We start from the raw sequence: 14370 nt of genomic DNA, 5'->3' as shown, positions 1-14370 counted from the left end.
TTCTTGATATTCGAGGCAAAGTTTACCATAAAATAATTGAACCAAGCCTTAACAGCATCAGCGCTACTCTTAAATATCAGGCCCCTTTTCGGGAATATTCTTAAAGCGGAGTTCTGCACACGCTGAATAAACCCATACTATGTATGCCTACTGCCCGTTAACCGTCTCCAGGATTAACGGGCCAGATCACACAAAATCTTAACATTTTGTTATCATTAGATAGACATGTTACGCTATCTTTGACGGTCAAGATCCTTATGACATAAATGCCTGAGCCGCGGCAAAAACGCTGTTATGCTGTTCGTTAGTCGTCTGTTTATTGATTTTAATCAGCAAGGACAGGCCATTAATTCGGCACATTTTCATCCTTCTTTTTATATTAATTTTTTATATCTCAGGGCATAAAGATACAGGGGAAATCATGCTTACGTTTATCGAGCTCCTAATTGGGGTCGTCGTCATTGTGGGTGTAGCGCGTTACATCATCAAAGGATACTCAGCCACAGGCGTTTTATTTGTTGGTGGGTTAACGCTGCTGATTATCAGCGCAGTAATGGGTCATCAGGTTTTACCTGCCAGCGCAGCCAGCACGGGTTACACCGCTACAGATATTGTTGAATATATTAAAATACTGCTCATGAGCCGCGGTGGCGATCTGGGTATGATGATCATGATGCTGTGCGGTTTTGCAGCCTATATGACCCATATCGGCGCGAACGACATGGTTGTGAAGCTTGCCTCGAAACCCCTGCAGTACATTAACTCGCCGTATCTGCTGATGGTTGCCGCCTATTTCCTCGCCTGCCTGATGTCGCTGGCCGTTTCATCGGCAACCGGGCTTGGCGTACTGTTAATGGCCACGCTGTTCCCGGTGATGGTGAACGTGGGCATCAGCCGCGGGGCGGCGGCGGCAATTTGCGCTTCCCCGGCGGCCATTATTCTCTCCCCTACGTCAGGTGACGTGGTGCTGGCGGCGAAAGCAGCCGAAATGTCGCTTATCGACTTCGCCTTTAAGACCACGCTGCCAATCTCGATTGTCGCCATTGTGGGAATGGGTATCGCGCATTTCTTCTGGCAGCGCTATCTCGATAAGAAAGAGAACATTAGCCATGAAATGATGGATGTAAGCGAAATCACCACCACCGCGCCTGCGTTCTATGCCATTCTGCCGTTCACGCCGATTATCGGCGTGCTCATTTTTGACGGAAAATGGGGCCCACAGCTGCACATTATTACTATTCTGGTTATCTGCATGCTGCTGGCTGCTGTGCTGGAGTTCATACGCGGTTTCAACACGCAAAAAGTCTTCTCCGGCCTTGAGGTGGCATATCGCGGTATGGCGGATGCCTTCGCGGGCGTGGTGATGCTGTTGGTTGCGGCGGGCGTCTTTGCCCAGGGCCTGAGCACGATTGGCTTTATCCAGAGCCTGATCTCCATCGCCACCTCGTTTGGCTCAGCCAGTATTATCCTGATGCTGGTCCTGGTGGTACTGACCATGCTGGCGGCAATGACCACGGGTTCGGGTAACGCGCCATTTTACGCCTTCGTTGAGATGATCCCTAAGCTGGCTCACTCGTCCGGTATCAATCCGGCTTATCTTTCCATTCCCATGCTCCAGGCCTCAAACCTGGGTCGTACCATCTCGCCTGTCTCAGGCGTGGTGGTTGCGGTTGCCGGGATGGCAAAAATCTCGCCGTTTGAAGTGGTGAAACGCACGTCAGTACCGGTGCTGGTTGGCCTGGTCATCGTCATTATTGCTACCGAAGTGCTGGTTCCCGGCGCCGCCTAAGTTAAATTCCTGATTGCCAAAAAGCGCCTTAGGGCGCTTTTTGTGCTTTAATAACCCACAAAAATGAATTGCGCACAACCAATCAGGAAATCACATGTTCAGGAAGGATATCGTTATCCCGTCTGGCGCAGCAGCGCTTGCACTCAGTCTCTTCTCAGCACAGGCCGAACCCCTCAAGGCCACGCAGTACGGCGATTTCGATCGCTATGTGCTGGCTTTGTCCTGGCAAACGGGGTTTTGTCAAAGCATGGTTGAGCGTAACCGCAATGAACCGGATGAATGTCGTCTGCAAAAAGAGCGCGATAATAAAACCGATTTTCTGACCGTTCACGGATTATGGCCAGGCCTGCCAAAATCGATAGCTGCACGCGGCGTGGATGAACGTCGTTGGATGCGATTTGGCTGCGCCACGCGTCCCATCCCGAACATGCCGGAAGTGAAGGCCAGCCGGAAGTGTGCTGCCGCCGAAACAGGGTTGTCGCTCTCCGGCGCGGCTAAGCTGAATGAGGTCATGCCGGGCGCGGGTGGAAACTCCTGTCTGGAACGGTACGAATATGCCAAACATGGTGTCTGCTTTGGTTTTGATCCCGACGCCTATTTCGGCACCATGGTGAGAATGAATCAGGAAATGAAAAACAGCGCCGTCGGTCATTTCCTTGCGGAAAATTACGGTAAAACCGTCAGCCGCATTGATTTTGACAGCGCCGTTGCCAAAACCTGGGGCAAGGAAAATATCAAAGCCTTCAAGCTGACCTGCAACGGTAATCCTGCGTATCTGACCGAGATGCAGATTTCGCTGAAAGCAGACACCATTAACGCCCCGCTTTCTGTGGCATCCTTTGCCCCGCAGCCGCATCCAGGCAACTGCGGAAAACAATTTGTCATTGATAAAGCCGGTTACTGACCCACCGTCGGGCGCACCATGTCGAACCGGTGTTCGTCACTGATACCATAGTAAGCCGTCGGCCCACCCGCTCGCAGGATGGGCTGCGCTTTCGCCGTCTGGTATATCCCCTCTTCCAGCAGCGTTTCGGCAATATGGATCCCGACCACTTCTCCCAGCACCAGCCAGGTATCCACCGGCGTACCGTCGGCGCCGGTAAGCTGAATGCACTGAGACAGGCGGCACTCAAAATTGACCGGGCTTTCCGCCACACGGGGAGCGCTCACCAGCTGGCTTGCGGCAGGCGTTAATCCCGAAAAGGTGAATTCATCCCGGTCGTGAGGAAGCGTGGCGGAGGTTAGATTCATCGCTTCAGCGAGATCGCGCGTCGCCAGGTTCCAGACAAACTCCTTTGTTTCAGCAATATTACGCACGCTGTCTTTCCAGCCGTTGCTGGAAAAGCCGATGATCGGTGGACGATAGTTAAAGCAGTTAAAGAAGCTATACGGCGCGAGGTTCTGCTGCCCGGTCTTATCGCATGAGGAAATCCAGCCGATCGGACGTGGACCAATAATGGCGTTCAGCGGATCGTGCGGCAGGCCGTGACCCTGAGACGGTTGGTAGAAGTACATAGTTCTCTCTCGTTGGCGGGCAACGCCCTGGTTCAGGACACACAGCGTAACGCAATCCGTCAGGAATGAAGACTGAATAAATTTCAGCAAAAATTCATATGGCCCATGAATGTGACTTTCATCACTTCAAACTTGCCCGTTCAGCCAGTATCATCGGGAGAGTAAAACCCTCGCTGCCAGACGGCGAGGGTTTTCTTTTGGATTGGTTTCTGCGTTAGACGCAGCATTAACGACATGGAGTAAAAAATGTCCAGACCTACAATTATCATCAACGAGCTCGACGCAGAACGTATCGACAGACTGCTGGAAAAAGCAGAATTCGCCTCACTTCCGGTGGCCGACGCCCTGAATGAGGAGCTCGACCGCGCGCAGATGTGCACGCCAGAGTCCATGCCGCATGACGTGGTCACCATGAACAGCCAGGTGAAATTCCGCAACCTCACCACCGGTGAAGAGCTGACCCGCACGCTGGTTTACCCGGCTCAGATGACCGACAGCAGCGCGCAGCTTTCGGTTCTTGCTCCAGTGGGAGCCGCGCTGCTGGGGCTGCGCACGGGCGATACTATCCACTGGGAATTGCCGGGCGGTGCCTCCACCCATCTGGAAGTGCTGGAGCTGCTCTACCAGCCAGAAGCTGCGGGCGATTACCTGCGTTAATGTCATTCTGAACAAACGCGACCCGCGTTGCACAGAGGATGCGCCTGCATCCTCTTTCCGAACATCTTCACCCGATTGTGCTACAACCCGGGACAGTATCCTGAACGCCACTGGCGAGTGACCTCACACGACGCCGCCCGGGAACGCATTCACCAGGCCCTTCACTTTTTGCTCGGCGGCCTCAGGCGTTTCTGCGCCGGGCACCAGAATCACCTTCCGGCACTCCTCCTCCCGTTTTTCAAAAATCTTATAGGCACGCTCCGCATCCGCCAGGGGGAGATAATGGGTCACAATCTCTTCCGGCGTCAGCAGCCCTTTTTCGATCAGCGGTAACAGCTCGCCCAGCCAGGCGTGGACGTGCGTCTGGCCCATCTTAAACGTCAGCCCCTTATCGAAGGCATCCCCAAACAGGAAGCCATGAATAAACCCGGCATACACGCCGGGTACGCTGACTACCCCGCCGCGCCGGACGGCAGCGATACACTGGCGCAGCGCTTTGCCGCTGCTGCCCTCGATTTTAAGGTTGCTGAGGATCGTCTCCGTCGTGCTGCCTTTGGCTTCGAACCCGACGGCATCAATGACGGCATCGACGCCCCGCTGCCCGGCGGTTTGCTCAATGATCTTTTCCGCCGCGTCGTTATCATCATCGAAGTTGATGGGGATGGCGCCGTAACGCGCCTCGGCAAACCGCAGCCTGTAGGGGTGATGGTCGATAACAAAGATCTGCTCAGCCCCTAGTAGCCGCGCGCAGGCTATAGTCAGTAACCCCACCGGACCGGCACCAAAAACGGCAACGCTGGAGCCTTTTTCAATTTGCGCATTTTTTGCCGCCTGCCAGGCGGTGGGTAAAATATCAGACAGGAAGAGGGCCTTATCATCGGAGAGCAGCTGCGGCACCTTAAACGGTCCGACGTTGCCTTTCGGCACACGCACATATTCCGCCTGTCCTCCCGGCACGCCGCCGTAGAGATGGCTATAGCCAAACAGCGCTGCCGGCGCGGGAATTTGCTTTTTGTTCAGCGCGGCGCCCTGCCCGGCATTGGTATTCTCACAGGCCGCGTACTGCTGCAGACGGCAAAAGAAGCAGTCACCACAGGCGATGACAAAGGGGATCACCACGCGATCGCCTTTTTGCAGATCCTTCACCTCCCGACCGCACTCGACGATCTCGCCCATAAATTCATGTCCAAAAATGTCGCCGTGCTGCACCTTTGGGATCTTTCCGCGATAGAGATGCAGGTCGGAGCCGCAAATCGCCGTGGCCGTGACGCGCAGGATGATATCGTCGGGCTGTTCAATGATGGGATCGGGGACATTCTCGACGCGAACATGGTGCGGACCGTGATACGTGAGTGCTTTCATGCAACCTCCGAAAGGTTTCAGGTAAGTTTATAAAGGGTAGCTACCTCTGAATGTCTGCCGGGAAATACGCGCCTTTTGAGATTTATCCTGGCGAGAGAGGAAAAGTGCCGAAGCGCTTACAGAAACCATTCATATTTTGTGGTTGAATGTATCCAGCGTTTATAAACAAGGAGAAACGGTTATGTATAAGACAATCATTATGCCGGTTGATGTTTTCGAAATGGAACTGAGCGACAAGGCTGTGCGCCACGCGGAATTTCTCGCGCAGCAGGACGGAATTATTCATCTTTTACATGTCTTACCGGGCTCTGCCAGCCTGAGTCTGCACCGCTTTGCCGCCGACGTGCGTCGCTTTGAGGAGCATTTACAGCACGAAGCCGAGACGCGCCTGCAGACCATGGTCGGGCATTTCAGCATCGACCCTTCCCGCATCAAAACCCACGTCCGGTTCGGTAGCGTGCGCGATGCCGTCAATGAGCTGGCCGCGGAGCTGGATGCAGACGTGGTGGTGATCGGTTCACGTAATCCTTCCATTACCACTCACCTGCTGGGGTCGAACGCCTCCAGCGTGATCCGCCATACCCACATTCCGGTGATGGTGGTCCGGTAAATACCAACAAAAAACCCCGCTTTCGCGGGGTTTTGTTTATCAGTACAGGTGACCAATATTGACGATGGTGCTGACGGTATCGCCGAAGAAGGTCAGACGGCTGAGCACCACGCCCACCAGCAGGAGCGCAAACACCGCTTTCTGCATCGGCTGGCGCTTCATCGACAACACGCCTCCCACGACGCAGCACAGCAGGCTGCCCAGATAAAGCGGCGAGCTTAGCCAGGCGTGAGCGGTCATCTTCATGATAGTGCCACCGCTGAGCCACATCACCGGCGCGGCAATCAGCAGCGCCATCAGGGCGATAATCCCCTGGCGCAGCGCGGCGTTTGATGCTTTCAGCCCAAGCAGCGGCGTTGCGGCACAGCCCATCACCCAGACCGTCGCAAAGAACAGCATCATGGTGATGCCGTTGGCAATAGCCTGCATCGCCGGTGCCGCGTAGGTCATCCCCTGCACCACCACCAGCAGGATCCCGAACAGGGACGCCAGCAGCGCCGCGCCTTTGTTCCCCTTACTCAGGAAGGCCAGCCCAATCATGGCGCCGTAGAGGGTCGCGCCCAGAATTTCACGGCTCAGCCAGGCATGCTTCAGGTTAATGAGCGCATTGTAAGCGTGTTCCGGGTGCGCCAGATGCAGCACCGCGGCGACGGAGGCCACGCCCAGAATCAGCCCGGTAATCAGCCAGTGCATGCGGTTGCCAATGACTTCGCCACGCAGCGTGCGCCAGGTCAGGAGCAGCGTCATCCCGACGGACATCTGGCTCAGCACGGTAAAGATAACGAGCGGTAATTCATACTTTTCCATTATTTATCCCCCGGCTGTTTTGGCTGACGGGCCAGAATGAAGCGCGTACCCGGATTAAGCTGAGGCATCTTCGGGAAGCCAGGCGGATACTGCACAGCATTGTTCGGCAGCGGATCGGCATCCAGATCGATAATCGTCAGCGCACCGACCGGGCACGCGTTAACGCAGGCCGGGGCCATTCCGATATCCAGACGTTCATAGCACATGCTGCACTTCTCAGCCTTTTGCGTCTCCTCATTGAAGCGCGGGGCGCCGTACGGGCAGTTACGGATGCAGTTTTTACAGCCGATGCAGCGTTCAGGGTTATGCACCACCACGCCGTCATCACGTTTGGTGTAGGCTTCCACCGGACACGCCGCCAGACAGGCCGGGTTTTCACAGTGGTTACAGGCCAGCGAGAAAAACGCACGCTCCTCATGCGGATAAATTTCTTTATCCAGCGGATAGACATAGCGCCAGAAACGATCCGGCTCAAGCTGGTTAAAACTCTTGCAGGCCATGGCGCATCCGCGGCAGCCAATACATTTATCACTGTTTACTAAAAATGCGCGTCTCATGCGTCTGCTCCTTCATTCGCGATAAGGGCAATGTCGACAAACTGGCTGTGGATCGCCGCGCCAGGTGCACCGGTTGCCATTTTGCCCATATCGGCTGGCGTATCTTTCACGACGTTCTGCACGTTGTACTTAAGCTTGTTAAACCAGGACTCATACATCACCAGGAAATCTTCCGGCACGTTGGTGGTGATCTTCGCCCGCAGCTCCACTTCGCCCACGTCGTTAAACACGCGGACTTTTGCCAGCTCGCGAATGCCCTTCTTCTGCGCAGCGGCAGGATGGATATAGACAAACGGCTCCGGCCAGAAGACCTGCATCCAGTCGAGGTTGACGAACTGAGAGTGGAGGCCGTACTGCAAGTGCGGGGTGAAGAGATGGAACGGCAGCTTGCCCTCTGCGGCCGGCATATACTCCGGCAGCGCTTTATGGCCGTTCTTTTCACATAGCTCAGAGAGGAACTCATACTTGCCCGATGGCGTTTTAAACTTGCGGTCGTGCCAGGCTGCAGAGCTGACCATTTTGGCTTTCACCGGCCCATCCAGCAGATCGTCCCAGGAGCGGATGCCGAACTGTTTCGCCATGCCCTCATTAAACTCAAGGTCGAGCCATTTTTTCTGGTCAATGTCCTGCGGGAAGGTACAGGAGCCCGGCTCCATTTTGTTGATGGTACGCGAGAGCAGCACGGCAATATCCAGATCGCTCTTGCATTCGTACATCGGCTTAATGGCCGGTTCATTCACCGACAGCCAGTAATGCCAGTAAGACGACGACAGGTTCCAGTGCTCAAAGGTCGTGGTCACCGGCAGCACGATATCGGCATGCTGCACTGTCTCGTTGAAGAACTGATCGACGCAGACCACCATCTCCAGCTTGCTGAAGGCTTTTTCCATTTTGTTGCGGTCAAAGTCCTGGGCAAACGGGTTCTTACACGCCACCCAGAGCATACGAATGGGCGGATCGTTGGCATCAAGAATGCTCTGCGCGGTCTGGTTCAGGTTCAGCGCGCGGTCGGAGTAGTGGCTCTTCTCGCCACTGTCGCTGACGAACTCGCCTACCGGGCCGCTTTCGCCCACCATGCCAACAGACCCGACCGGTGGCTTCTGCGTCATCGCATGGTAGTTGTAGCCCCAGGTCTGCAGATGGCCGTAGCGGGCACCGCCGCCTTCCACACCGATGTTGCCGGTCATGGCAACGAAGGCGTCAATGGCGCGCACGTTCGCCCCGCCGTTGACGTGGCGCTGCATCCCGTAGCCGATCCAGACGGTGGCGGGTTTTACCGCGGTGAACTCTTCCGCCAGTTGGCGAATTACGTCTGCCGACAGGCCACAGATTTCAGACGCCCACTCAACGGTGATATTGCTGCGCAGATACTGCTCGAACTCCGGGAAACCGTGCGCGAAGTTATTCACAAACTCCTGGTCGACGCGGCCTATATCCAGCAGATGGCGCGCCATCCCCAGCGCCAGCGCACCGTCTGAGCCTGGGCGCACGCGCAAATACAGATCGGCTTTCGCGGCGGTTTGCGAGAACAGCGGATCAATGACCACCACTTTCGCCCCTTTCTCACGCGCCTGATAGATGTACTTCATGGTGTGCATGGAGCACCACGCCGGGTTTGCCCCCCAGATAATGATGTATTTTGCTTTAACCAGATCTTCCGGGTCGTTACACCACATGTCGCCCATGTCGTAGTGCTGAGCATCGATCCCAGCCGGCCAGCATGGCGTACCGGCAAACCGCGTGGTGTAACCGAGAGAAGACATCATTCCTTCCACGGCATAGCTCATCACGCCCAGGTTGCCGGAGTATTTCGACAGCGCCAGGCCGAGCATAGAGCCGTCTTTCTTTTTAATCTCCAGCATTTTGCTGGCAATGCGCTGCATGGCTTCATCCCAGGAGATGCGACGCCATTTACCGCTGCCGCGACCATCCTGAATCATCGGGTATTTAATACGATCCGGGGAGTAGACCCGGCGCGGGTAGGTCAGCCCTTTCACACACGGCGCGCCGTGCGTAAACGTGGACTCGCTCGCCCCGTCGACAAAGGTGATAACGTCATCTTTGACCCAGGTTTTTAAGCTGCAGGTGTCGTAGCAGTTACGCGGGCAAGCGTTACGGAAAATTTTGTAGGTTTTCGGGTTAAACGGAATGGGAGGCTGTGCCATGGCACATCGGGATGATAATAATCCGCCGGGTAATGCGGCGACGGTACCCAGCGCAATCAGTCCTTTTAAAAAGGAGCGTCGGTTTAGCTGCCCTTTATCAATACTCATAATATTACTCTCGTTTTTAATTCATCAAACCAATTAGTCAGTTGCGACGCGAGACATTTCATTGCGGAAGTTTTTGCACAATCATTTATTTTTGTGATAAATGCAGGGAGCCATAATTCGAGATGGCCGAGTACAAAGCGGGTAAGCGCATCGTGATATTGCGGCGAATGTCTGGCATGCGCAGAGAGCATCACCGCCAGCTCCATTTCATAGCTGATGTGATCGTCGGGAACGCTATTCTCCTCCGTCACGAACAGCCCCATGTTTTGCAGGAATTCGCGCACTCTAAGCGTAGTGGCCCCCATCAGCAGCGGCTCCTCATCCAGATACACCGAGGCATAAGGCGGTGCCAGCAGCGTCGCAGGGCCGACAAACAGAGCGTTGAAGTCATACTCTACCTCTAACGCCTCATCCTGCTGCCAGGCTCGACTCTCCGGAAATAAAAGGTGTAACGAGGCGCATCGCGATGTTGTATCCGCCGCGTTAAAAAAATCGCGAAACGTTAGCCCCTTTATTTCAAAAGAGGTTAACGCCTCATATGTTGAAGAGGTGAATATATCTTTATCATTCATATTAAATATAAATATTTATCGACGGGAAAACGACGAGATATTATCAGCAGGCTTATTAATTTCTTTGATCGAAGCAGGTAATTAACGCATGAAGTAGTCAATAACGAGGATAATTGAGGGTAAAAAAAACCTAAAAAAAAAGCCACCCCATGATGGGGTGGCTACTGCAGGTATCGTCTTGCTTTCTTTTATTATGCGGTTTTGGTGCGGATCAGATAGTCAAATGCGCTCAGGGACGCTTTCGCACCTTCGCCAGTGGCGATGATGATCTGCTTGTACGGCACGGTCGTGCAGTCGCCTGCGGCAAACACACCCTTCACGCTGGTCTCGCATTTCGCATCGATGATGATCTCGCCCATGCGGTTGCGCTCAATCGCGCCTTCAAGCCAGGTGGTGTTTGGCAGCAGGCCAATTTGTACGAAGATACCCGAAAGCTGAACACTATGAACGTCGCCGCTTACGCGGTCACGATATTCCAGCCCGGTCACTTTGCTGCCGTCGCCCTTCACTTCCGTAGTTTGCGCGTTAAGGACGATATCAACGTTTTTCAGGCTGCGAACTTTATCCTGCAGAACCTGGTCGGCCTTCATCTCTGGCGCGAACTCCAGCAGCGTCACGTGCTCAACGATCCCCGCCAGGTCGATAGCCGCTTCCACGCCGGAGTTACCACCGCCGATTACCGCCACGCGTTTACCTTTGAACAGCGGGCCGTCGCAGTGTGGGCAGTAGGTCACGCCTTTGGTGCGATACTGATCTTCACCCGGCACGTTCATGTTGCGCCATTTCGCGCCGGTGGCAACGATCACGCTGCGCGCTTTCAGCACCGCGCCGGACGCGGTTTCAATCTGATGTAATCCACCCTCAACCGCTGCCGGAACCAGCTTGCTGGCGCTCTGGCTGTCGATCACGTCCACGTCGTAGTCGCTGACGTGTGCCTTCAGCGCACCCGCCAGCTTCTGGCCTTCGGTTTTCGGCACGGAAATGTAGTTTTCGATGTCTACGGTATCCAGCACCTGGCCGCCAAAGCGTTCGCCCATCAGGCCGGTACGGATCCCTTTACGCGCAGAGTACACCGCCGCCGCCGCACCCGCCGGGCCGGAGCCGACAATCAGCACGTCGTACGCATCGCGCTGGTTCAGCGCTTCCGCCGCGCGTTTTTCCGCGCCGGTATCCACTTTGGCAACGATTTCGGTCAGGGTCATACGCCCCTGCCCAAATTCCTGACCGTTCAGATACACCGCCGGAACGCCCATTACGTTGCGCTCGGTGATTTCGTTCTGGAACGTACCGCCGTCAATCGCCGTGTGTTTGATGCGAGGGTTCAGAACCGACATCAGGTTCAGCGCCTGCACCACATCCGGGCAGTTGTGGCAGGAGAGCGAGTAATAGGTTTCAAACTCAAATTCACCGTCGATATCGCGGATCTGCTCCAGCAGCGCCTGCGCTTCTTTAGACGGATGACCGCCGGTCCACAGCAGCGCCAGCACCAGCGAGGTAAATTCATGTCCCAGCGGAGAGCCGGCAAAGCGCGGCCCCTGGTCAGAGCCTGGGTTAGCGATCAGGAAAGAAGGCTTACGGACGGCAAGCGTATTATCTTCTTTAAAGGTCACCTTCGGTGACAGTTCAGCGATCTCTGCCAGCAGTTCCTTGATCTCTGCCGATTTCGCGCTGTCGTCCAGCGTGGCAATCAGCTCAACAGGTTTGGTCAGTTTCTCAAGGTAAGCCTTGAGCTGGGTTTTCATCGTAGTGTCGAGCATGGTTCTTCCCTCTCTAAAGACGTCATCATGCAAGCTGCCTTATAGGGGCGGCCTGAATGCAACTTGCATCATGGTGCTGGAATGAAATGGGCGCGGGAGCGCCCATAACTGAAACAATTTCCAAAGTATTTCGCGTCAGAGCAAGGCGGCTAGCCTGAGAATCCCCGGGAGCTTACTGAAGTAAGTGACCGGGGTGAGCAGGCGACGCCAACGCAGCTATGGCGTGAAAGACGACGGAAATTTAGATCTTGCCGACCAGGTCCAGGGATGGAGCCAGGGTCGCTTCGCCTTCTTTCCATTTCGCCGGGCACACTTCACCTGGGTGAGAAGCCACGTACTGAGCCGCTTTCACTTTACGCAGCAGGTCAGAAGCATCACGGCCGATACCTTCAGCGGTAACTTCGATAGCCTGGATAATGCCCTGCGGGTCAACGACGAAGGTTGCACGGTCGGCCAGGCCTTCATCTTCACGCATGTTGTCGAAGTTACGGGTCAGGGCGCCAGTCGGGTCGCCGATCATCGCGTATTTAATTTTCGCGATGGTTTCAGAGCTGCTGTGCCACGCTTTGTGGGTGAAGTGGGTATCGGTAGAGACAGAGTAAACGTCGACGCCCAGCTTCTGCAGTTCTTCGTAGTGGTCTGCCACGTCACCCAGTTCAGTCGGGCAAACAAAGGTGAAGTCAGCAGGATAGAAGAAGAACACGCTCCAGCGGCCTTCGGTATCTTTCTCGGTGACTTCAATGAATTCACCGTTTTTGAACGCCTGGTTTTTGAAAGGTTTAATTTTGGTATTAATCAAAGACATCTGTACTTCCTCCGTGTTTTCGTTGAGATGTAAGGTAACCAACTTTCTTCATCGGGGCTAATGCGTATGCTTTATCAAATCAATCAGCCAAACCTAACAACATCAACAAGACAGTAAGGTGAACCTTTTAAAGGAAACGCCAAAAGTAAAAAGGCCGCCTCGACGGGCGGCCCTGATACCTGAATTCCCCGCAGGTACATTCAGTACCAGCCGAAGCTGGCGTTGCGTTGCGCTCTACAACCCTTAATATCAAGGCGGTAACAGCGGTTTGATTACACCACCCGTGCAGAGATTGAGCAATCCATAACAGAGGCATTTCTGCCTATGGCTGTGATAGGCAGTATCGAACATCATTTCGGGGCGTTATAAATTTCTTTTTATGATAAAAATACCTCGATATATAAATGACAATTGTCATTTAAGCTCTTCACCTCACTTTCTAAGATAAAATTATCTTAATCATCTTTGAAGCGCTATTTTAATAATCTGACGCCGTGATATATTAAGGTGAGTTTAATTTAAAATTAAGAGAGTTAACCGAAAGGATTGTAAATGGTTAACTTCAAACTATAGTTATCAGTGATGTGATAACCACAGCAAACACGACATCATCAGGACGAAAAATGGCAAACCTCTACGATCTTAAAAAATTCGACCTCAACCTGTTGGTCATTTTTGAGTGCATTTATCAACATCTGAGTATCAGTAAAGCCGCTGAGACACTCTATATTACACCTTCTGCGGTAAGCCAGTCGCTGCAGCGTTTACGCGGACAGCTCAACGATCCGCTGTTTATTCGTTCAGGTAAGGGGATCACGCCGACTACGGTCGGGGTCAATCTGCACCATCATCTTGAGCAAAACCTGAATCAGCTTGAGCAGACCATCAACATCATGCACAGCAGCGGGTTAAAGAAGAACTTTGTCATTTACTGCCCGCAGTTTATGAGTACCAAAACGATGCTTGCCCCTATGAAGCTGCTGATGGATAAGTACAATTACTCCATTGAATTACATGATGTTTTTCTTGCGCCTGACTCTGCTGAAGATCTCTTAGCCTACCGCAAGGCTGACCTGGTATTTTCTTTTGCCACCTCTAACAGCCGTTCTGTCGCCAGCACGCTGTATTACCAGCTTCCCTTTGTCCTTGTTTGTCGTGAGGGCCACCCCCGCCTGAGCGGAAATCCGACCCGTGAAGAGATCCTCAATGAAAGTTTTACCGCCTACCTGAGCGATGAGAACAGCGTCAAAGACTATCATGAAAAAGCCGAAAACATTTTAACCGAAAGGAATGTTGTCTATCGTAGTGATTCCTTTATTTCTCTGTTGTCGATGATCAGTTCATCGGACCTCATCGGATTAGCGCCAACCCCGGCCTTTGAGCAATATGGCCAGGCACTCAACCTGCGCAAAGTAGAAACTGATATTCAATTCCCCAGCATTGATATTTACATGATGTATAATCGTTCCGCACTGAATAGCTCAGCATTCGCGAGTTTTATTGAAGAAATAACACTCCCATGAATAACCATCGTGGTTCCCGCTGAGAATGCCGAGCCACGATATTACTGAAACATACACCCTCGTTATAGAAACAATCGGCATTAACTTTATACATTTATTTATTATTTGACTGATATAATTCTCACCTTAGTATTGACACTTAA

General features: G+C 53.5%; 13 protein-coding genes. 5 read left to right on the top strand and 8 right to left on the bottom strand.

Translation table 11 applies throughout. The features are described 5' to 3' along the window. Positions 1–421: 421 nt before the first annotated feature. Positions 422–1789, top strand: a complete 1368-nt coding sequence (gene dcuC, locus HBM95_06360) for an anaerobic C4-dicarboxylate transporter DcuC (GenBank protein ID NIH42563.1) — start codon at positions 422–424, stop codon at positions 1787–1789. A gap of 94 nt (positions 1790–1883) precedes the next feature. After that, the gene (rna, locus tag HBM95_06355; GenBank protein NIH42562.1) at positions 1884–2693 is read left to right on the top strand and encodes a ribonuclease I; all 810 of its coding nucleotides are present in this window, start codon (positions 1884–1886) and stop codon (positions 2691–2693) included. Here the strand turns inward: rna and HBM95_06350 are convergent. Continuing rightward, positions 2687–3304, bottom strand: coding sequence for a flavin reductase family protein (locus tag HBM95_06350; GenBank protein NIH42561.1), 618 nt, complete (start codon positions 3302–3304; stop codon positions 2687–2689). The genes rna and HBM95_06350 overlap by 7 nt on opposite strands. Positions 3305–3550: 246 nt before the next feature. On the opposite strand from HBM95_06350, the gene rnk reads away from it, so the two are divergent. Next, positions 3551–3961, top strand: coding sequence for a nucleoside diphosphate kinase regulator (gene rnk / locus HBM95_06345; GenBank protein NIH42560.1), 411 nt, complete (start codon positions 3551–3553; stop codon positions 3959–3961). Positions 3962–4084: 123 nt separating this feature from the next. On the opposite strand, the gene HBM95_06340 is transcribed toward rnk, so the two are convergent. Continuing rightward, positions 4085–5323, bottom strand: a complete 1239-nt coding sequence (locus tag HBM95_06340) for a glutathione-dependent formaldehyde dehydrogenase (GenBank protein NIH42559.1) — start codon at positions 5321–5323, stop codon at positions 4085–4087. A gap of 181 nt (positions 5324–5504) precedes the next feature. Between HBM95_06340 and uspG the strand changes: the two genes are divergently transcribed. Beyond that, a complete protein-coding gene (gene uspG, locus HBM95_06335; protein NIH42558.1) occupies positions 5505–5933 on the top strand; it encodes a universal stress protein UspG in 429 nt (142 codons plus the stop codon). 39 nt (positions 5934–5972) lie between these two features. Here the strand turns inward: uspG and HBM95_06330 are convergent, their stop codons facing one another. The 6 genes from HBM95_06330 to ahpC all read right to left on the bottom strand — a co-directional run bounded on the left by HBM95_06330 (position 5973) and on the right by ahpC (position 12704). Beyond that, positions 5973–6740 carry a dimethyl sulfoxide reductase anchor subunit gene (locus HBM95_06330; GenBank protein ID NIH42557.1) on the bottom strand — a complete coding sequence of 256 codons (768 nt, stop codon included), beginning with the start codon at positions 6738–6740 and terminating at the stop codon, positions 5973–5975. Next, positions 6740–7297, bottom strand: a complete 558-nt coding sequence (locus tag HBM95_06325; protein ID NIH42556.1) for a 4Fe-4S dicluster domain-containing protein — start codon at positions 7295–7297, stop codon at positions 6740–6742. The genes HBM95_06330 and HBM95_06325 overlap by 1 nt, the downstream gene beginning before the upstream one ends. Further along, positions 7294–9570: a molybdopterin-dependent oxidoreductase gene (locus HBM95_06320; GenBank protein ID NIH42555.1), complete on the bottom strand. Its 2277-nt coding sequence runs from the start codon at positions 9568–9570 to the stop codon at positions 7294–7296. The genes HBM95_06325 and HBM95_06320 overlap by 4 nt, the downstream gene beginning before the upstream one ends. Beyond that, positions 9567–10142, bottom strand: coding sequence for a molecular chaperone (locus tag HBM95_06315; protein NIH42554.1), 576 nt, complete (start codon positions 10140–10142; stop codon positions 9567–9569). The genes HBM95_06320 and HBM95_06315 overlap by 4 nt, the downstream gene beginning before the upstream one ends. Before the next feature lie 191 nt (positions 10143–10333). Then, the gene (ahpF, locus tag HBM95_06310; GenBank protein ID NIH42553.1) at positions 10334–11899 is read right to left on the bottom strand and encodes an alkyl hydroperoxide reductase subunit F; all 1566 of its coding nucleotides are present in this window, start codon (positions 11897–11899) and stop codon (positions 10334–10336) included. A gap of 241 nt (positions 11900–12140) precedes the next feature. Further along, positions 12141–12704 carry an alkyl hydroperoxide reductase subunit C gene (gene ahpC, locus HBM95_06305; protein NIH42552.1) on the bottom strand — a complete coding sequence of 188 codons (564 nt, stop codon included), beginning with the start codon at positions 12702–12704 and terminating at the stop codon, positions 12141–12143. A 623-nt stretch (positions 12705–13327) separates the two neighbouring features. Here ahpC and HBM95_06300 point away from each other — a divergent pair. After that, a complete protein-coding gene (locus HBM95_06300; GenBank protein NIH42551.1) occupies positions 13328–14227 on the top strand; it encodes a LysR family transcriptional regulator in 900 nt (299 codons plus the stop codon). The last annotated feature ends 143 nt before the right edge of the window (positions 14228–14370 follow it).

Origin of the sequence: Enterobacter asburiae, assembly GCA_011754535.1 — a bacterium.
Lineage (GTDB): Bacteria > Pseudomonadota > Gammaproteobacteria > Enterobacterales > Enterobacteriaceae > Enterobacter > Enterobacter cloacae_N.
The sequence above is the reverse complement of the archived record's forward strand: the minus strand, read 5'-3'. Positions and strand labels throughout refer to the sequence as shown.